The following is a 19,384-nucleotide window of genomic DNA, read 5'->3' as shown; positions in this document are numbered from 1 at the left end:
CATAATATTTATGTAAGCCTGATTTTTCTTTGATAAACGTTTATTTGACAATGATTTTTTTAGTCGCTTTATGATCACCTACTTTGAATACGAGAATGTAAATTCCGGGAGTTAAGGCAGATAAATTCAATTCTTTTGAATAAAAACCGGCTTGCCCCAAGATTTTATCTTCGTACATTTTCTTACCACTTAAGCTATATATGGATAATTCTGCTTTATTTGCATTGGAATTTTTAATATCATATAGTAAAGTAGCCGTTTTATTTACTATTGGATTAGGATAAACCGTAAAGGAAGAATGATCTGTCAATTCTTCTATTCCTAAGTTATTTATTTTTTTATAAGTGAAATTGATAGTTCCTGTAGCTGCTCCTCCAAAATCAGTAAACCATAATTCATATAAGCTCGTTGTTTGATTTTTTTCTGTTTTAACGTAATATTTATTTTTTGGAATCACGTATGAATAACCGGATAATTCCTTCCATCGGTCTCCTATGGTATTTATATCTTTTTTAAAATTTTCATTTTGGAGTTCAGTTTGGTCGCCTTCTAGTTTTTTAGCAACGGCTACGTGAGTATTTTGTAATGCTCCTGTTACAGAAACATAATCTATGTTTTTATAGAACGAAGTATATTTTGTAAAAAGCAAATCCCAATCTGCATCTAAAGGAATTGTATCTACCATTTTATTATTTTTCAATGAATAATAGTTAAACATTTTTCCTTCACCTGTGGAATTTAAGATTGTAAAGGATCGATCTGAACTCCATGATGTTCCCTCCCAAATGGCATATTTACATGTATATCCTTTAAAATAATCTTCAATCATAAATTTCATAAGAGTTCCATCGTCATATTCTAATACAAATATGATAGAACCCACTACATGATGGGTGGGCATAAAATATTCTCCCCATCCGTAGGTTGCCGAACCGTTATCGAACGCTCCTTTTTCCCATTTAACCTCGCTATTATATAATTTTTTCCATTGTTGTTTCTTAGATACATCAATGCTATTCCAATCTGAAACTGCATTTGCTGCTTCATAAACTTTAATGCGTGCATCATTCACGCGAGTAGCAAAACTTCTAGCATCTTTTCTTAGAAAAGCTAAGTCCCAATCGGTTGTGGGCAAGGTGATTTGATTATTAGAACCCAATTGAAAATATACTTGTTGGGTATAAGAAGAGCCTAAGGAAAGAGCGATATTTTTTTCTTGAGCATGTACGGTAACTTGTACCATAAACCATACTATAAGCAGTATAGTCCTTTTCATAATCAATAGATTTAAGTTTTTATTCTATTTTTATTTAGGGCAAATATAATTATTATTTAGATTTATTCTCAATAATATTTAGATTTATTCTAAATTATTTTTACTTTTGCTAAAAAAACTATGAAAAAGAATAGCTCCAATAAGTTCTTTTTATTATATATATCTCTGATTTTAAGCAATTTATCTTATTCTCAAGAGAATAATGACAAAAAAAATAAAGTAAAGGATATTGATGAAATTGTGGTAACAGGTCAATATCATCAACAAAGTGTTGATAAATCCATATATCAAGTTGAGGTCATATCCCAAGAAGATATTAAAAACAGGGCAGCATCCAATATATCGGACATTTTAAGTTATTATCTTAACTTTAATACTCTACCCAACAGTAAAAACGGGGATTCTGAAGCTTCTCTTTTCGGTTTGGATGGTCAATACTTCAAAGTATTGATAGATAACATTCCTATGGTGAGTGATTATGGAATGGGCTCCAATGTTGATTTAACCAAAATTAATTTAGATAATGTGGAACGGATCGAGATTGTGAGAGGGAGTATGGGTACGGATTACGGTTCTAATTCTCTGACGGGAATTGTCAATATCATAACCCGTAAAAAAATCAATTCCCAATGGAAAGTTTCCGGTTATGTTCAAGAGGAAACGGTAGGTAAAGAGTATGATTGGAAAGAACAGGGCAGACATATTCAATCGTTAGATATTTCTCATTCTTTATCAGATAAATGGTTCTTATCTTTAGGAGCAAATCGTAATGATTTTAAAGGTTTTTTCGGAAACAAAAAGGGTAAAAGATATTATGAGAATGATGGTAATAGAGGATATGAATGGCTTCCAAAGAAACAATGGAATTCCAATGCTCTTATCAATTATAAAACTACTGATTTTAATGCTTTTTATAATTTACAATTCTTAAATGAGTTGACTAATTATTATAATCCTATCGTTGATTACAGGGCATTGTCTGAAGGTGGTCTTTTTACTTATGCTTCTAAGGATCGGAATTTTAAAACAGATCGTTGGCTTCATCATCTTTTTTTAAGTGCCAAACTTTTCAATTATCTAACTTATAACGGAGATTTTTCTTATCAAAAACAAAGTAGAAAAAGCAGAGATTATACGTACGATATTGGTATGAGAGAGGTTTTTGGAAAGAAAGATGCCTATAAAAAATATGCCGGAACTGATGCCTGGTACACTCGGGGAACTTTTAGTTCTCCTTCCCTTAGTAAAATATTATCTTATCAAATTGGCTATGAATTTAATTTTATTGAAGGATTAAGGTCTGCGAATTCCAGTTCGATTGGAGGAATGAACACTTCCGGCTTTCAAGAAGATTTGAAAAAACATTTAGACAATTATGATGTATTTGGATCTGCTGAAATCAAAGCGAACCCGGACCTATATTTAAAACCCGGATTCCGAGCCAGTTTTAATACAAAATTTGATAATCAGTATTCTTATTCACTGGCTATGAAATATCAACTATCTCCTAATTCTAACTTTCGTACGGAAATTACTTCTACCAATCGAACTCCAAATTTTGACGAATTGTATACGTATTTTGTAGATACTAATCATAATGTACAGGGAAATGAAAATTTAGTTCCCGAAAAAGGGTATTCCAGTTCCATTTATTGGAATCAGAAATTTAAATCTAAAGATAATTTTAAAGGTGATATCACGCTAAGTACGTTATATATTAATTTAAAAGACAAAATTGAACTTGCAACGGTTAATATGCAACCGTTAGAATATAAATATTTGAATGTGGATAAGTTCAAAACATGGGGAGTACAATTCAATTCAAATATGAGAATTCAAAATTTTCATTTTAACCTGAATGCTTCTTATTTTGGAGTTTCTCGAACGTTAGAAGACAATATCAACGGCATTCCTATTACAACTCCTGATAATGATTATTTGTATACCTTCCAACTAAACTCCAATGTTAACTATACAATTAAGAAATGGGATACTACTTTTTCTCTTTTTTATAAATATAACGGAAAAGAATCTTCTTATGTATTAGATTCTAAAACTGATTCTTATTACTTGGGAAAACAAGAGGATTTTAATTTGTTGGATTTTTCGGTTAGGAAATCATTGTTTAACAAATTTATAGAACTTACGGCAGGGGTAAGAAATATTTTTGATGTTAAGAAAGTAAATACTACTGCTGCACAAGCAGGAGCTCACGACGGGCCTATAAAAAGTATCAATTTATTTTATGGAAGATCATACTTCGCTAAACTTGGTTTTAATTTTAATATATAAATGATGAAAAAATATTTTTTACCTATACTCATTTCTTTTGTTGTTCTTTTAAATTGTAAAGAAGATGACAGTCCTATCGTGGTTCCTCAACCGGAAGCTACTTTAGATGTTCCCGTTGGAGGACCTACCGAACCTAATCAAGTTTGGGTTGATCTGGATCAAAATCGGATGAATGTAAATCAAAGGGATTCTTGGGATTTTGGATTTTATGGTGGGGATAAGTTCCGTGTTATTTTAAATAATTCCACATTAATGGCTGCAGGTAAATTGAATTCTACTTCGATAGATGAAGTGAGAGAATCCGATATCGCTTCTATGAAATCGGTAGTAACGGTAGGTAATTTTCAAGCGGATAATGTACAGTATGTTGATGATATTATGGGAAATTATTTGGAGCGCACCGCCATTGAAGAAATAAGCGAAAAAAATGAAGAAAACCATGTGTATCTTGTTAATATGGGATATTCTGTATTTAGCGGTAATACGAATGATTTAACGGTTGTAGGAAATCACAGAGGATGGAAAAAAATTAGAGTTCTTCGTAATGATTCTAATAGTTATAAAATTCAATTTGCAGATATAAATGATACAACGCATCATGAAATGATAGTTAAAAAAGATAAAGAGTATCATTTTTCTTATTTAAGCTTATCTGTTGGCATCGTCAAAGTTCAGCCTGCCAAAAACTTGTGGGATCTATGCTTTACAGTTTTCATCAATGAAAATAAAGGACATGGTACGTATACTTTTTCTGATTTTGTGACCATAAATACGATGAATAACACCGGAGTCTATCAAGCAAATATATCTGATGTGGGAAGTTACGAAGATTTTACTAAGGAAAAAGTAGATTATACAAAATTCGTTTATAATGATCACAGAGTTATTGGCTCCAGTTGGAGAACAACGTATGGAGGGGCTAAGGTATTTACGGATCGGTTTTATGTTCTTAAAGATTCTAAAGGCAATTTATTTAAACTCAAATTTTTAAATATGACGGATAAGGATGGACGAAGAGGATATCCGAAATTCGAATACAAATTACTCACTAATTAATTGCTCTTTATTTACAGGTTGTTGATTTTTCAACAACCTGTTTTTTTATTTATTTTTATTATTTATTTCTTTACTGTAAGCATATAGGGTATTTTTCAAGAGCATGGCTCTGGTCATAGGACCTACACCTCCGGGAACCGGAGTTATCCAAGATGCTTTTTTTGATACTTCTTCAAAATCGACATCTCCGGCTAAATAGTACCCTTTTTCGTGTGTGGTATCCTCAACTTTAGTAATTCCAACATCAACAATTACCGCTCCTTGTTTAATCATGTCTGCTTTTAAAAAGTGGGGAACTCCTAAAGCGGTTATAATAATATCTGCATTTCTTGTATGCTTAGGTATATCAATGGTTTTAGAATGTACTAAAGTAACCGTCGCATCCCCGGGATTTCCTTTTCGGCTTAAAAGAATACTCATCGGACGCCCTACAATTCTGCTTCGGCCAATGACAACCACTTCTTTGCCCTCGGTTGGAATGTTATATCTGGACAGCATTTCCATAATTCCGTAAGGAGTTGCGGGTAAAAAACTTTCAATTTCTAAGGCCATTTTTCCAAAATTTACGGGATGAAAACCATCAACGTCTTTATCGGGATTTATAGCCGTTATAATTTTTTCTTGATTTATATGTTTGGGAAGAGGTAACTGAACTATAAATCCGTCCAATCCTTCCGTTTCATTAAGTTTTTTTACTTCCTCAAGTAATTCATCTTCTGTTACAGTACTCTTAAGTTTTAATAAGGAAGATTTAAATCCTACTGCTTGACAATCTTTAATTTTATTGTTTACATAGGTTACACTTGCAGCATTTTCGCCCACAAGAACAGCTAATAAGTGAGGTTGACGATGCCCTTGGTTTACATATTGGATTACTTCTTCTTTAATTTCTTGTTTTATTTGCTTAGATAATTTAATTCCGTCCAATATTTTAGCCATATTTTTAATTTTAAAAGTGATACAAATGTAAAAATTAACTTCTAAATGATCGGTATTATATCAATTGTTTTATCTGATTTCTTAATCAAATATTTTTTTATTTATATACTAGTAATAGTAATTTGGATAAAATTAATTTAATTATTATTGTATAATTAAATTACTAAACCATATGAATTATATAGTTTTTTAAAAATATTGTAAAAAAATTCGCTTATGAAATTAAGTAAGAAGATTAGTATGTAGTACTACCCTTTTAACCTGGCAATTACCCGTTCTCCTCCATCAGGTATAATATCTCCTACTTTAACTAAAATTTCAGTTCCTAAAGGAAGAAACACATCCATTCTAGAGCCGAATTTTATAAAGCCGAAATCTTTACCTGCTTGAGCTGTATCTCCTATTTGAGAATAAATTACTATCCTTCGAGCCATTGCTCCTGCAATTTGTCTAAAAAGAATTTTTTGTTTTTGTTCCGTTTCAACAGCAACTGTAGTTCGTTCGTTTAATTCTGAAGATTTTTCATGCCAAGCAACTAAAAATTTACCCGGATGGTATTTCTTAAATATAACTTTTCCGCTTACCGGATATCTGCAAACGTGTACATTTAAAGGAGACATAAAAATAGATACTTGGATGCAATTGGTTTTAAGAAATTCTTTTTCATAAACTTCTTTCACAATTACCACCTTTCCATCTACAGGCGCAATAATTTCATTTGCCTTTGCTTCATAGCTTCTTATCGGATTTCTGAAAAACCAAATAATAAAAAATGATAATACCAGAACCGGTACCGCTATTATAAGTCCCCAATAGTTAAGAAAATAAATGGAAAGTATACTTATTAGTATGCTTACTATTAAACTAATACCTATAATGGTTTTACCTTCTTTGTGTAACCTCATACAATAGTATTTATTAAATAATAGGCAAATAAAGCAGGGATGCAAAAGATAAAACTATCTAATCGATCCAATACTCCGCCATGTCCGGGAATTAAATTTCCGGAATCTTTAACTTTAAATTTTCTTTTCAGCTTAGATTCGGCCAGATCACCTATTGGTGCAAATATAGCTATAATTATACTTATTACAATCCAATTACCACGTAAACCCGGCTCCAGATATTCGATAACTAATCCTGCTATTATAGTAGACACTATTCCTCCGATTAATCCTTCAACAGATTTGTTGGGTGAAATCTTGGGAGCTAGTTTCCGTTTACCGAATTTACTGCCTATTAGATAAGCAAAGCTGTCACTTATCCAAAGTAATAAAAAAACATAAAATATTTCGGGAGTTAAAGGATTGGTACTCCGAGGTATAGCCAGACTCAACCCAAAAGGTATACTTAAATATGCTGTGGTGAATATGAGTTTTGCACTGTCCGTATAGAGCTCATCAGAAAAATAAAATAGAGTTATGATGGATAGGCAAAATAAAATTAAAATAAGAATATATCTCCAATAGAGTAACCGTAAACTAAAACTGCTGTTAAAAAAATTTTGAGTGAAAGTATAATATACAACACCTATTAAGACAAAGGTTAAAAGTTTATATATGAAATTTGAATATTTTAAAAGCTTTACTGTTTCAAAACTGCACCCTAATAAAAATAAGGTAAGCAAAGCATATAATAAATAGGAGGAATTTATTTTTAAGTCAAAGTAAATATAAAGTATGTCGGATAGAAAATGAGTGGTGCATAAAAAAATAAGCAGCACGTAGACAAGACCTGATAAGGCACGGACAAATATTGTTTTCACCAGTTTTAAAAATTATTCTTCAACTAAAAGTAAATATAGTTTTTTAGCTGTAGATATACTACTAAATCCTTGTACTTGATTGCCATGTATTGAAGTAATATTGGAAGGAATATTATTCTTTTTAGCATATCTTATCTTAGCTAATCCTACACTTGAGGAAGAGATGATTTGACCTGGAGTAGCCCAAACAATAATTTTTTTGGGTAAATCCGTTTTTTTTAAGTGATAGGTTTGATCAGAAGAAATCATTATGGAACCATCCAAAGCTACTAAGTACTCACAATTAATAAGGGCAATATCTTGATCGCCTGTACTTTGTGTTGAATAATTGCAATCTAATTGATTTATCATAGATATTAGTTTAGGTTCTACACATAGAACTTCACTAATATCTTCATTCTTAAGTATTTCTTGTAAATAATGTAAAGATTCTTCCTGATTTTCACAGTAAAAGAACATCCCTCCTCCTGCTTTAAATTTCCTAGCAAATGCTACATCCTCTTCTTCTCCTTCATTGTAAAAATCCAGATTAGTAGTTTCTTCTTTGTTTTTTTTTCCAAATATTTTGTTAAGAAATCCCATTCACTTTTTAGCACTTAAAAATCAAAATTATTATCAAATCAAATATATAAAAATCTTTTTATTTTATATGTTGTTTAGAATTTATCAAAATACTTGCCATTATTCGGATTTTGATTCACTATTTTGATCATTTTCTTTAAGGCTTTCCTCATTTATTTCTTCTGAAAAAGTTTCTTCATCAAATTTTCTTTTACCGAAAATTTCTTCTAAATCTTCTTTAAATATTACTTCTTTTTCTAATAATTTATTAGCTAATCTAGTTAATTTATCTTTGTTATCTGATAAGATCTGAACAGCTCTTTTATATTGCGATTCAATGATCTTTGATATTTCTTTGTCAATAGTTTCAGCAGTAACTTCTGAGTAAGGCTTTGTAAAACCATATTCGTTGCCTGAGCTATCATAATAAGAAATATTCCCTATTTGATCGCTCAATCCGTAAATGGTTACCATCGCATTGGCTTGTTTTGTTACGCGCTCTAAATCGGACAAAGCTCCGGTTGATATATTATTAAATATCACCTCTTCTGCAGCTCTTCCCCCTAAAGTAGCACATATTTCATCTAACATTTGTTCTGTGGTTGTTAACTGTCTTTCTTCAGGAAGATACCAAGCTGCTCCTAATGAGCGTCCTCTTGGAACAATAGTTACTTTTAATAAAGGAGCTGCATGTTCAACCATCCAGCTGATGGTAGCATGTCCTGCTTCGTGAAAAGCAACTCTCTTTTTCTCATGAGGCTTAATTACTTTATTCTTTTTCTCCAAACCTCCGATAATTCTATCCACAGAATCTAAGAAATCTTGCTTTCCTACACTTTCTTTTCCTTTACGTGCTGCTATTAACGCCGCTTCATTACAAACATTGGCAATATCTGCTCCACTAAATCCGGGAGTTTGTTTAGCCAAGAAATCGACATCTAGATCTTCATCTAATTTTAAAGGTTTCAAATGAACTTGAAAAATCTCTTTTCTTTCATTTAAATCCGGTAAATCAACATAAATGGATCTGTCAAAACGGCCCGGACGCATTAATGCCTTGTCTAATATATCTGCTCGGTTAGTTGCTGCCAAAACGATAACGCTGGTATTTGTTCCAAAACCATCCATTTCTGTTAGCAACTGATTTAACGTGTTTTCTCTTTCATCGTTAGATCCGGTAATATTGTTTTTACCTCTGGCTCTACCGATAGCATCAATTTCATCTATAAATATAATTGATGGTGATTTTTCCTTAGCTTGTCTGAACAAATCTCTTACCCTGGAAGCCCCTACCCCCACAAACATTTCTACAAAGTCTGAACCTGATAAAGAGAAAAAGGGAACTTTAGCTTCTCCGGCTACCGCTTTGGCTAATAAAGTTTTACCGGTTCCCGGAGGGCCTACTAATAAAGCACCTTTAGGTATTTTACCTCCTAATTTAGTATATTTTTGAGGATTTTTTAAAAAATCCACTATTTCTTCTACTTCTTCTTTTGCTCCTTCCAATCCTGCTACATCTTTAAATGTAACTCGAACATTATCGTTTTCATCAAAAAGTTTAGCTTTAGAGCGACCGATATTAAAGATTTGTCCTCCTCCTCCGGCACTTCCTCCTGCCATCTTACGAAATAAGAAAAACCATATTAGTGCAAAGAAAAGAATTGGTAATAATAATTGAATAAATACATCTCCCCATTGACTAGGGTTTTCAAATTCTAAGTTGGTATTTAAATTATAATTTGCTTTGTCTTCGTTGAATCTTTTTTCAAAAAGTTGTTTATCTCCTGCTATGAATGAGAATTGTGGAGAATCAGAAAGTTGTTTAAATGGACTGAATCCTTGATTGTCCATGTTATAAACTTCAGGATTCTTCATTGCTTCCTGGGTTAAATATACTTTTACCTCAGAAGAGCCGTTAACAAATACTACATTTTTAACGTAACCTTTTTCTAAGTAGCTGAAAAATTTAGCAGAATCTATTTTTACGTCTTTTCCGGAATTTAAAAATTCTTGAGATACCAGTAGTATAGCAAATATGATAAGTATACCGTAAAACCAATTAAACGAAAATGGTTTGTTATCTTTTTTCTTTTTATTATTTTTATTATTTGTTTCCAAAATTAAGTCTGATTTTTTATAATTATCGGATTATGTATATTTATAAGATCTTATTTGTCCGGATTAGGAATTCTGGTTATTTCCACATCACCCCATAAATTTTCTAAATCATAATATTCTCTGTATTCGGGTTGAAAAATATGAACAACTATAGATACGTAATCCATTAAAACCCATTGTTGATTATCAACTCCTTCAATATGCCAAGGTTTGTCTTTAGTATTTTTTCTTACGAATCTTTCCACAGAATTGGAAATTGCGGAAACTTGAGTATTAGTTCCCCCCGTGCATATGACAAAATAATCAGTAATTGTATTTTCTAATTTGGTAAAGTTCAAAATAGTTATATCGTATCCTTTAACTTCTTCTATCCCTTTTATAATATTTTCTAATAATTCTTTTTTTTCGATCTGTGTATCAGTCATCTAATCTATTTCTAGTATAATGTGTCTTTTATAAAATGTAATGAATTTATGCAAAAATAATCAATTTATCACTTATATTAATTATAATTTAATAATTTTATCATTTAATTGTATTTGTCAAATCTTATGCCATTAGAATATTTTGATAAAATTGGTTCTACTAACGATTTTGTCAGAGAAAATATAAAGCAATATTCAACTAATTTCCACGGTGTATTTTCTTTTAATCAAACGAAAGGAAGAGGCGTTAATGGCCATCAATGGATGTTCGAACCCGGTAAAAATATTGCTCTGACATTTTGTCTTACCACCCCTTCCATTCCTAATAATTTTCTTAGTTTTTGGGTAGCTATTCGGGTATGTTTATTCATAAAAAAAATCACAAAAACTGATGCCTTAATTAAATGGCCTAATGATATTTTAATTAATAAAAAAAAAGTCTGTGGTATTTTAATTGAAAAATCAGGAAACACGTTTATTGTAGGAATTGGCATCAATGTTCTTCAAAAAGAATTCACGGGAATTCCTCATGCTTCATCCTTACTTTCTTTTTCTTATCAAAATTATAATTTAACGGATCTAGTACATGGTTTAATGAAAGATTTTGAAAATAATTTCCATTTACTTGATGATCCCTTGTATCTTCTTTCCAATTATAATGAATATCTGTTTGGTAAAGGAAAAGTACTGGCTTTTAAAATAGGCGGATCCATTAAAAACGGAATTATTCAAAAAGTTGAAGAAGACGGACTTTTAGAGGTTAGAATTGAAAATAAGGGGATTATGAAATTTAGAATCAAAGAAATCGAATTTTTATATTAAATTATTTAAATTTTGTTTAATACTTGTGAATAATAAATTATTTCAAATAGTTATAATACTTTTTTTTTAATTATATTTACATAAATTTAAAAATAAAGTAAAAACTAAGTGGAAGATTTTTTTGACAATGAGCTGGTAAATATGTTCGAAGAAATGTTGGAAGAAAATAAATCCGTTTATTTTGAAGCGGATGAGTTTTGCGAAATTATTTCTTTCTACTTGGAGATTTATGATTTTGAATATGCTATTAAAGCTCTTGATATTGCATTTTCTCTATACCCAAACAATATTGATATTAAAATTAAACAGCTCGAATATTTTGTTAAAATCGAAGATTTACATAATGCTTTCGATTTAATCGAAGAATTAAAGGAATTATGTTTTGCTGATACTGATTACTTAATTGCTACTGCAAAATATTGGTCTTTGCGTAATTTTCCTTATAAATCTATTGATTTCTATAAGGCGGCATTAAAAAATGAAGAAGATGAAGATTATATTTATAATTGTTTAGGCCATGAATATCTTGAAATTAAGGAGCCCACGTTTGCTTTAAATTCATTTAAAAAAGCATTAGAATATAACAAAAACGATGAGTATTCCTTATTTTCTTGCATACATTGTTACGATATTTTGCATCAGCATAGAGAATGTATAACTTTTTTAAATCAATACATTGATGTAAATCCTTATTCCGATGAAGCTTGGTTTCAATTGGGATTACAATATTTAAATCAGAATTGGTATGATAAAGCTTTATTTGCTTTTGATTATACAGTTATAATTAACCCTAAGAGCATTGCCGGATATACTCAAAAAGCCTTTTGTTATGAAAAATTAAACCAATGGGAAAAAGCGATAAGTGTTTATAACGAGTCTTTAGATTTTGACGATACGGCTGCTTTTACACTTTTTAAGATTGGACAGGCTTATAATAAGCTTCGTAAACCTATACAAGCGCTTACCTCTTTTCAAAAAGCAGTAAAAGAAGATCCTCAATTTGATAAAGCTTGGTATGAAATCTCTGACATCTATGATTCTTTAGGTAATAATGAAGAAGCTCTTCACTACATAAAAAAAGCTCTGGATATAGAATCTAAAGAGGTTAATTATTGGAAAAAATATGCTTACCTCAACATTCAGCTTGGAAAATATGAAGAAGCTTCTGATTCGTTTGAAATAATTATTGAGCTTGAACCCAATCATTTTTATAATTGGTTGGCTTTTTCCGAATTACTCATCAGTTTGGGGGATTATAGTAAGGCCTCATTACTATTGCATAAAAGTTTTAAGAATTTTCATAGAGCAGAACTCTACTATCAACTAAGCAATTGCTATTTCTTATTGAAGAATTATGAAAAGAGTGAAAAATTTTTAAAAATGGCACTAAAATTGAATCCTTCCATTAAACAAGAAATGCAGGAAAAATACTCAATTTTACTTAGGGATAACACAATTAAATATAAAAATCCCGGCATTATTTAAAACCTATTTATTAATAAAAACCATAAAGAATAATTGATAATATTCAATGAACATTGTAGCCCATCAATTGCTATCGTATCAAATTCCTGATATACAATTAGGTAATGTGTTGGGTGAAGTTGTTCGGGGTAAAGATTATCAAAATTATCCTCAGTCTATAGCTACCGGCATTCTTTTACATCGGCATATCGATTCATTTACGGATTCTCATCCTATTGTTAAAGAAACAACTAGTATTTTCCATAAATCGTATGGAAAATTTGCCCCTATAATCACCGATGTTATCTATGATTATTTCTTAATAAAAAATTGGCATCTTTTTTATGAAGAGGATTTTGAGCATTTCAAAAATTCATGTTATGATTTGGTTCAAAGTACGGAACTTTTGTTTCCGAAAAAATTAGATACCATTTTAAAATCTTTAATTGAAGATGATTGGTTTGAAAAATACAGTACTTATGAAGGTATTGAATGGACGCTGCATCATCTAACCAAAAAATCCAAATTTAATCAAAGCATTGCTGATATGGGTAATTCAATTAAGGAGATATATTTACAAGAAAAAAAAATTGAAAGGCATTTTCTTGATTTTTTCCCTCAACTTCAAACTTATTGTAAAAAATTTATTATAAAGTTAATGCCGGAATACGAAGTTTTAATTTTACAAAACCATACTCATCGTTTATGAAAACATACATTGTTTTATTTGACGGCGTTTGTAATCTTTGCAATTCTACGGTTCAATTTATTATTAAGAGAGATACTCATAATCAATTTAAATTTTCCTCTTTACAATCCGAATATGGACAAAATTTTTTAAAGGAAAGAAATCTTGATTCTTCCGATTTTAAATCAATAATTTTATATGAACCCGAGGTAGCGTACTATACTAAAAGTACAGCTGCTTTAAAAATAGCACAGAATCTTGGTTTTCCCTATAATCTCTTATCTGTTTTTCTATTGATTCCTTCTTTTATAAGAGATTGGATTTATTCTTTAGTATCCAAATATCGATATCATTTATTCGGAAAAAAAGATAGCTGCATGGTTCCTACTCCTGAAAATAAAAGAAAATTTATTTAAAATTTCGGATAGATATTTCTAGGTTACTTACATTAATTTTTATAAAAATTAATATTAAACTTTTTCAATTTCATAAACTGAAATTTTAGTTGTAAACAGTCCATAATTTAGAAATGCGGTTTCTCCTTCAATTTTATCTATGGTAGCAACACTGGAGCTGCCTTTGATTCGAACTCTTTTCCCTTCTTTCATCCATTTTTTTGCTCTATCTGCAGTTGTTCGTACTTCTTCAGCCTTTGTTTCTTCTAATTGCTTTTTTATTTCTTCTTTTTTTAACTCGGTCTTAACTTTGTTTCGTTGCTTCTTAGTTTGAATTTTTTCAACTTCAGTAACTTGTGTTTTTTTATATTTTTCTTGTTCCAGTATTTTAGTAAAGTCTTTTATAATATCTCTTTTTTTCTTACCACTTGAATATGCGTCTATATATTTTTCAAATTTTTGACCCAGTTGATTTAACTTAGTTTCTTCATCATATAACTTCTGAAAATTAATCAGTTTTTGTTTATAATTATTGATCGTATCTGTCAATTGTCTTTTCTTCTCTTCTGAATAATCAATTTGCTTATTTAAATCGCCTTTTAATTTTTCAACTTGATATTTTTCTTGTTGTAAACGTACTATAGTTTTATCTAAATTAACCTTATCTTTTTCAATTTTTTGCTTGGCAACTTGAATAATTTCTTTAGGTATTTTATTTTTTTCTGCCACTTCAAACGTAAATGAACTTCCCACCTGTCCTACTTCCAACTTATATATAGGTTGCAAAGTTTTCTCGTTGAATAACATAGACGCATTTTTGGTATGACTTAATTCTTCTATCTTCAATTTGATATTGGTATAATGAGTCGTAATAATACCGAATGATTTTTTATGATAAAAATATTCCAAAAACGCTTCTGCCAATGCCCCCCCTAATTCAGGATCAGATCCGGTTCCAAATTCATCAATCAATAATAAGGTATGTGCATCGGCTTGTTTAATGATTTGTTGCATTTTCCTTAATCGAGAACTATAAGTACTTAACTGATTTTCAATCGATTGATTATCTCCTATATCGGTAAGTATTTTATTAAAAAATCCTACTTTAGATTTAGGATGCACCGGAATTAAAATACCACTTTGTATCATGAGCTGCAACAATCCAACTGTTTTCAGTGTAATACTTTTACCTCCGGCATTTGGACCTGAAATACATATAATCCGAATGTTTTTGTCCAGGGTAAGTGTCTGTGGAATCGTTGTTTTTTTCTCTTTTTTATTTGTAAGAAAAAGGATTGGATGATAAGCATTGATCAGATGAACTTCCGCTTGATCAGTAATTTCAGGCAATACTGCATCTAATGCTTCCGCATATCGTGCTTTTGCCTGTATTACATCCAATTTATATATATAGTGTTGATATTTTTCTAATAACGGATAAAATTCAACCATTTGTTGAGTCAGGTTAAAAAGAATTTTTTCTATTTCCTTTTTTTCCTGATTGATTAATTCCATTAATCGTACATTGGGTTGAATCACAGATTCCGGTAGGATAAAACAGATCGAACCGGTTTTAGAAAAACCTAATACTCTGCCTTTGACTGATTTTTTAAAAGACGATTTTACAGCCAACACTCGTTGGTCATCAATAACACTTTCCCTGATTTCATCTAAAACTCCTGTTTGAGAAAAATGAGTGACTGTCTTATCAAAATTTTCCTGTATGGTTTTCCTGATTATCTGGATATGCTCTCTTATATTTTGCAGAGTAACGGTTGCATCATTTTTAACATCTCCAAAACGATTGAATATTTTATTTACCATTAAAATAATTTCTTTGGTATATTCAATATGTGAGAGATTTTTATGTAGAGTAGGAAAATAATCTTTAAATTTTTCAAAATGAACAATTAGTGAATTCACTAATTGAGATAAATTTCTAATTTTATGAAAGGATCTTGCTTCTAACGTAAAATTTTCTATAAGAAGCATTTTTAATTCAGTTTCAATATCATCATATTCCCTGAACGGAATATAATTTTCATTAGAAAAGCTTCCTAAATATTCATTGACACAGTGAAGACTTTCTTTAATTTTTTCTTTTTTAAGAGGTTTGAGCTGAGCAACTAAAACCTTAGACTTTTCTGAATAACAAAAGGGTATTATTTCGTCAATAATCTTCTGAAATTCTAATTCTTTTAACGTATCTTCTGATATCTGCATAGTATCCTTTGTACTGTATATAATGCGTATACAAAAATAAGGCTTTTTTCTTCTTCTATATTTACTCTTCGATAAACTTCACTTTGAATTAAACCTAAATTTTGCTTAAATATCCAGTTACAAAGTCATGCCTATATCAATTCCCTTAATTTTTCTGTATAAATCTGTTGCGTAATTATCGGTCATTCCCGATACAAAATCAATAATACCCAAAACTTTTTCATAGTCTCCTTTGTCTTCATATAGAAACTGTTTAGGGATGAGTTGAACCGCTCTTTTTTCATATCCTAAACGTTCTTTTTCTGATTTTAAAATTGACGGTATAAAATGATCCAGTAATTCATACATCACATTATATCCTGCATTTTCAATTTCAACTACCGATCGATGATTATATATATGGGTTTTGGAAAATTCTTTGATTGTTTGAATTGCTTTGCATTCCTGCTGAATTAAGTCATATATGGAAGTTTGCAAAGTACCTTTTATAATTTCTTCAAAGTATTTTTTATACAATTCCACTGATCTGGAAATTAATGCACCGATTGATACAGCACGCAGAAAAGAAATACGATCGTTTTTATCTTCAATACTATCCAATTTTTTCTTCACTCTGCTCCATTTATTATTACCGTGTATTTCTTCAATAATTTGCTGCAAAAGTTCTTCACATATTTGAGCATTTATAAATCCTAATCGTTGGGCATCTTCCAAATCAATAATGTTATAGCAAATATCATCGGCAGCCTCTACAATCCAAACAAAGGGATGTCTATGATAACACAAGGGATTTTCTTGTACCAAAATCATAGACGTTTCGTGGGCTATGTCTTTAAACGTATTTTTTTCGGATTGAAAAAAACCAAATTTTTTTCTTTCTATTATATTTTTATTTTTTGCTATGGACTCACAGGGATATTTCGCAATTGACGCCAAAGTTGAATACGTAAGCATAGCTCCTCCTTCGGACTTACCGTTTTGTTTTTGTGTCAAGATGCGTATGGCATTAGCATTTCCCTCAAAATTTAAAAAATCGCTCCATTCTAATGCTGAAAATTTATCTTTTAATTGAGAAGCATTTCGTTGGAAATAACTGGCAATTGCATCTTCTCCGGAATGTCCAAATGCAGGATTACCAATATCATGACATAAACAAGCTGTTGAAATTACATTGTAAAGACTATGTCTATATAATTCTTTATTTTGTTCTGTTAACTCCGAAGCATAGGCTGTTGCTATAAAGTTTCCAATATCGCTTCCTAGAGATCTGCCCACTGAAGCCACTTCTAATGAATGCGTCAACCGATTATGTACAAAGACACTTCCAGGCAATGGAAAAACTTGTGTTTTATTTTGCAATCTTCTGAAAGAGGTTGAAAATATAACCCGATCAAAATCTCTTTGATACTCACTTCTTGCGTCTGTATGTTTATCCGTAGATTTATATTGTATACCTGTTCTTTTTTCTGAGAACAGTTGGTTTATATTCATCATTCTTTTAATGATAATTAAAAATAAAAATTATTTTATATGTCGAAATATTGGTAGTACGCACTTTACGACACACCTCTTTGTTCCGATTAATTTTTTTTAATTTTTTGGATGATTGTATTTTTAACTTAAACCTTCTACTAAGCCATTAACCAAATTTATATGCATGGCTGCAGGATTTTTTGGCAAACCGGGCATACGCATGATATCTCCTGCAATTACTACTATAAATTCCGCTCCTCGGTTTATTACCAAATCCCTAATTTCTAAATCAAAGTCTTTAGTTACTCCGTAAGCCGTAGGATTTGCAGAAAATGAAAATTGAGTTTTTGCGATGCAAACGGGAAATTTACTCATATTACTATCTTCCAATTTTTTTATTTTTTGAGATGCTTGTTTACTAAAACTTACCGATGAAGCTCCGTATATTTTTTTTGCTACTTTTTCAATTTTTACTTTAATTGAATCCTCATCTTTATATATAAATTTCAATTTTTCGGAAGGACTTTTTTCTATCGTTTCTACTACTAATTTTGCCAGGTCTACTGCTCCTATTCCTCCCTCTGTAAATGCATTATTTATTGCAAAACCAACCCCTCTTTTTTGACAAAATTCTTTTACTAAAGATATTTCTTTCTCTGTATCATTTGAATATTTATTAAAAGCAACTAATACGGTTTGCCCGTATGATTTAATATTATCGATATGCTTTTCCAAATTTTGAAGCCCTTGAGCGATTCCGTCAACATTTTCTTCCTTTATATGAGATATAGGAACTCCTCCGTGCATTTTCAATCCTTGAGCCGTTGCCACAAGAACTGTGAGTTTAGGTTCTAACCCTGATTTTCTGCACTTTATATCATAAAATTTTTCAGCACCCAAATCAGCACCAAAACCCGCTTCTGTAATTACGTATTCTCCATGACTCATAGCCAGTTTTGTTGCCAGTACGGAATTGCACCCATGAGCTATATTGGCAAAAGGGCCTCCATGTACAAATGCGGCTGTATTTTCAGTGGTTTGTACTAAGTTAGGAAGTAGAGCATCCTTTAATAAAACCGTGATAGCTCCTGCAACACCCAAATCTTTTACTGTAAAAATGCTACCATCTGTTTTGTAGCCCAGTAAAATATTTTCAATCCTTCTTCGTAAATCTTCTATATCCGTTGCCAAGCATAGTATAGCCATAATTTCCGAAGCAGGGGTTATATCAAATCCCGATTCTTGAATCACGCCGTTAGCATTTCCTCCCAATCCGGAAACTATATTGCGTAGATTTCGATCATTAACATCTAATACTCTCTTCCAAACCACTTCTTTTAATACCTCCGTAGTGCCTCTGTTTTGATAATTATAATTATCCAATAATGCCGTGATCATATTATGAGCTGAGGTAATAGCATGAAAATCTCCTGTAAAATGAAGATTGATATTTTCCATGGGCAGCACTTGTGCATATCCTCCTCCTGCAGCTCCTCCTTTCATGCCAAAACAAGGTCCTAAAGAAGGTTCTCTTAAAGCAACTATTGCTTTTTTACCAATTTTATTGAGCCCTAAAGCCAAACCTATGGATACTGTTGTTTTTCCTATTCCTGCTTTAGTAGGCGTTATGGAAGTTACTAAAATTAAATTGGATTTGTTTATTTTCTCTTTGGATTCCAGCTCAAGGGGAACTTTTGCTATATATTTACCAAAGGGAATTATTTCCTTTTCAGGAATGTTTATGTTTTCCGCTATTTCGGATATAGGTTTCAGTTTTATGGAACGAGCTATTTCTATATCTGAATTTATTTTTTTATATGTATGTCTACTTTCCATCTGATTAAAATTTAAATACTTAATTCCAAATATATATATTTTATATCAATA

The 19,384-nt window shown here is 30.9% G+C and carries 16 protein-coding genes; 6 read left to right on the top strand and 10 right to left on the bottom strand.

Going from position 1 to position 19,384, the window contains the following annotated elements; genetic code table 11:
• Positions 1-40: 40 nt before the first annotated feature.
• Positions 41-1,276: a T9SS type A sorting domain-containing protein gene (locus tag GYM73_RS02495; protein WP_220234046.1), complete on the bottom strand. Its 1,236-nt coding sequence runs from the start codon at positions 1,274-1,276 to the stop codon at positions 41-43.
• 120 nt (positions 1,277-1,396) lie between these two features.
• On the opposite strand from GYM73_RS02495, the gene GYM73_RS02490 reads away from it, so the two are divergent.
• Positions 1,397-3,568 (top strand): TonB-dependent siderophore receptor, encoded by a 2,172-nt coding sequence (locus GYM73_RS02490; RefSeq protein ID WP_220234045.1) that lies wholly within the window; start codon positions 1,397-1,399, stop codon positions 3,566-3,568.
• Positions 3,569-3,571: 3 nt separating this feature from the next.
• Positions 3,572-4,624 carry an HmuY family protein gene (locus GYM73_RS02485; RefSeq protein WP_220234044.1) on the top strand — a complete coding sequence of 351 codons (1,053 nt, stop codon included), beginning with the start codon at positions 3,572-3,574 and terminating at the stop codon, positions 4,622-4,624.
• Positions 4,625-4,669: 45 nt separating this feature from the next.
• Here GYM73_RS02485 and GYM73_RS02480 read toward each other — a convergent pair whose 3' ends face one another.
• From GYM73_RS02480 to rsfS, 6 genes are all read right to left on the bottom strand, one after another.
• Positions 4,670-5,563: a bifunctional 5,10-methylenetetrahydrofolate dehydrogenase/5,10-methenyltetrahydrofolate cyclohydrolase gene (locus GYM73_RS02480; RefSeq protein WP_220234043.1), complete on the bottom strand. Its 894-nt coding sequence runs from the start codon at positions 5,561-5,563 to the stop codon at positions 4,670-4,672.
• A gap of 248 nt (positions 5,564-5,811) precedes the next feature.
• Entirely contained in the window at positions 5,812-6,468 is a 657-nt protein-coding gene (locus GYM73_RS02475; RefSeq protein WP_220234042.1) for a phosphatidylserine decarboxylase family protein, read from the bottom strand.
• Positions 6,465-7,328, bottom strand: a complete 864-nt coding sequence (locus tag GYM73_RS02470) for a phosphatidate cytidylyltransferase (protein WP_220234041.1) — start codon at positions 7,326-7,328, stop codon at positions 6,465-6,467. Before GYM73_RS02470 ends, GYM73_RS02475 begins: the two co-directional genes overlap by 4 nt.
• A gap of 12 nt (positions 7,329-7,340) precedes the next feature.
• Positions 7,341-7,910, bottom strand: a complete 570-nt coding sequence (locus GYM73_RS02465) for a hypothetical protein (RefSeq protein ID WP_160568292.1) — start codon at positions 7,908-7,910, stop codon at positions 7,341-7,343.
• 99 nt (positions 7,911-8,009) lie between these two features.
• Entirely contained in the window at positions 8,010-10,007 is a 1,998-nt protein-coding gene (gene ftsH / locus GYM73_RS02460) for an ATP-dependent zinc metalloprotease FtsH (RefSeq protein WP_185149857.1), read from the bottom strand.
• Between the two features lie 50 nt (positions 10,008-10,057).
• On the bottom strand, positions 10,058-10,432 hold the full coding sequence (rsfS, locus tag GYM73_RS02455) for a ribosome silencing factor (protein WP_105296916.1): 375 nt from the start codon (positions 10,430-10,432) through the stop codon (positions 10,058-10,060).
• A 126-nt stretch (positions 10,433-10,558) separates the two neighbouring features.
• Between rsfS and GYM73_RS02450 the strand changes: the two genes are divergently transcribed.
• The 4 genes from GYM73_RS02450 to GYM73_RS02435 all read left to right on the top strand — a co-directional run bounded on the left by GYM73_RS02450 (position 10,559) and on the right by GYM73_RS02435 (position 13,822).
• On the top strand, positions 10,559-11,254 hold the full coding sequence (locus tag GYM73_RS02450; RefSeq protein ID WP_220234040.1) for a biotin--[acetyl-CoA-carboxylase] ligase: 696 nt from the start codon (positions 10,559-10,561) through the stop codon (positions 11,252-11,254).
• A gap of 108 nt (positions 11,255-11,362) precedes the next feature.
• Positions 11,363-12,739, top strand: coding sequence for a tetratricopeptide repeat protein (locus GYM73_RS02445; protein WP_220234039.1), 1,377 nt, complete (start codon positions 11,363-11,365; stop codon positions 12,737-12,739).
• A gap of 46 nt (positions 12,740-12,785) precedes the next feature.
• Positions 12,786-13,427 (top strand): ACP phosphodiesterase, encoded by a 642-nt coding sequence (locus GYM73_RS02440; protein ID WP_220234038.1) that lies wholly within the window; start codon positions 12,786-12,788, stop codon positions 13,425-13,427.
• Positions 13,424-13,822, top strand: coding sequence for a thiol-disulfide oxidoreductase DCC family protein (locus GYM73_RS02435; RefSeq protein ID WP_160568295.1), 399 nt, complete (start codon positions 13,424-13,426; stop codon positions 13,820-13,822). Before GYM73_RS02440 ends, GYM73_RS02435 begins: the two co-directional genes overlap by 4 nt.
• A 54-nt stretch (positions 13,823-13,876) precedes the next feature.
• Here GYM73_RS02435 and GYM73_RS02430 read toward each other — a convergent pair whose 3' ends face one another.
• The 3 genes from GYM73_RS02430 to GYM73_RS02420 all read right to left on the bottom strand — a co-directional run bounded on the left by GYM73_RS02430 (position 13,877) and on the right by GYM73_RS02420 (position 19,306).
• Positions 13,877-16,024 carry a DNA mismatch repair protein MutS gene (locus tag GYM73_RS02430; RefSeq protein ID WP_220234037.1) on the bottom strand — a complete coding sequence of 716 codons (2,148 nt, stop codon included), beginning with the start codon at positions 16,022-16,024 and terminating at the stop codon, positions 13,877-13,879.
• A 117-nt stretch (positions 16,025-16,141) separates the two neighbouring features.
• A complete protein-coding gene (gene dgt, locus GYM73_RS02425; RefSeq protein WP_220234345.1) occupies positions 16,142-17,515 on the bottom strand; it encodes a dGTP triphosphohydrolase in 1,374 nt (457 codons plus the stop codon).
• A 123-nt stretch (positions 17,516-17,638) separates the two neighbouring features.
• Positions 17,639-19,306 carry a formate--tetrahydrofolate ligase gene (locus tag GYM73_RS02420; RefSeq protein WP_220234344.1) on the bottom strand — a complete coding sequence of 556 codons (1,668 nt, stop codon included), beginning with the start codon at positions 19,304-19,306 and terminating at the stop codon, positions 17,639-17,641.
• Between the last annotated feature and the right edge of the window lie 78 nt (positions 19,307-19,384).

The organism is Apibacter sp. ESL0432, assembly GCF_019469225.1.
GTDB lineage: Bacteria > Bacteroidota > Bacteroidia > Flavobacteriales > Weeksellaceae > Apibacter.
Note: the sequence above shows the minus strand (reverse complement) of the source record. Positions and strands in the feature narration are given on the sequence as shown.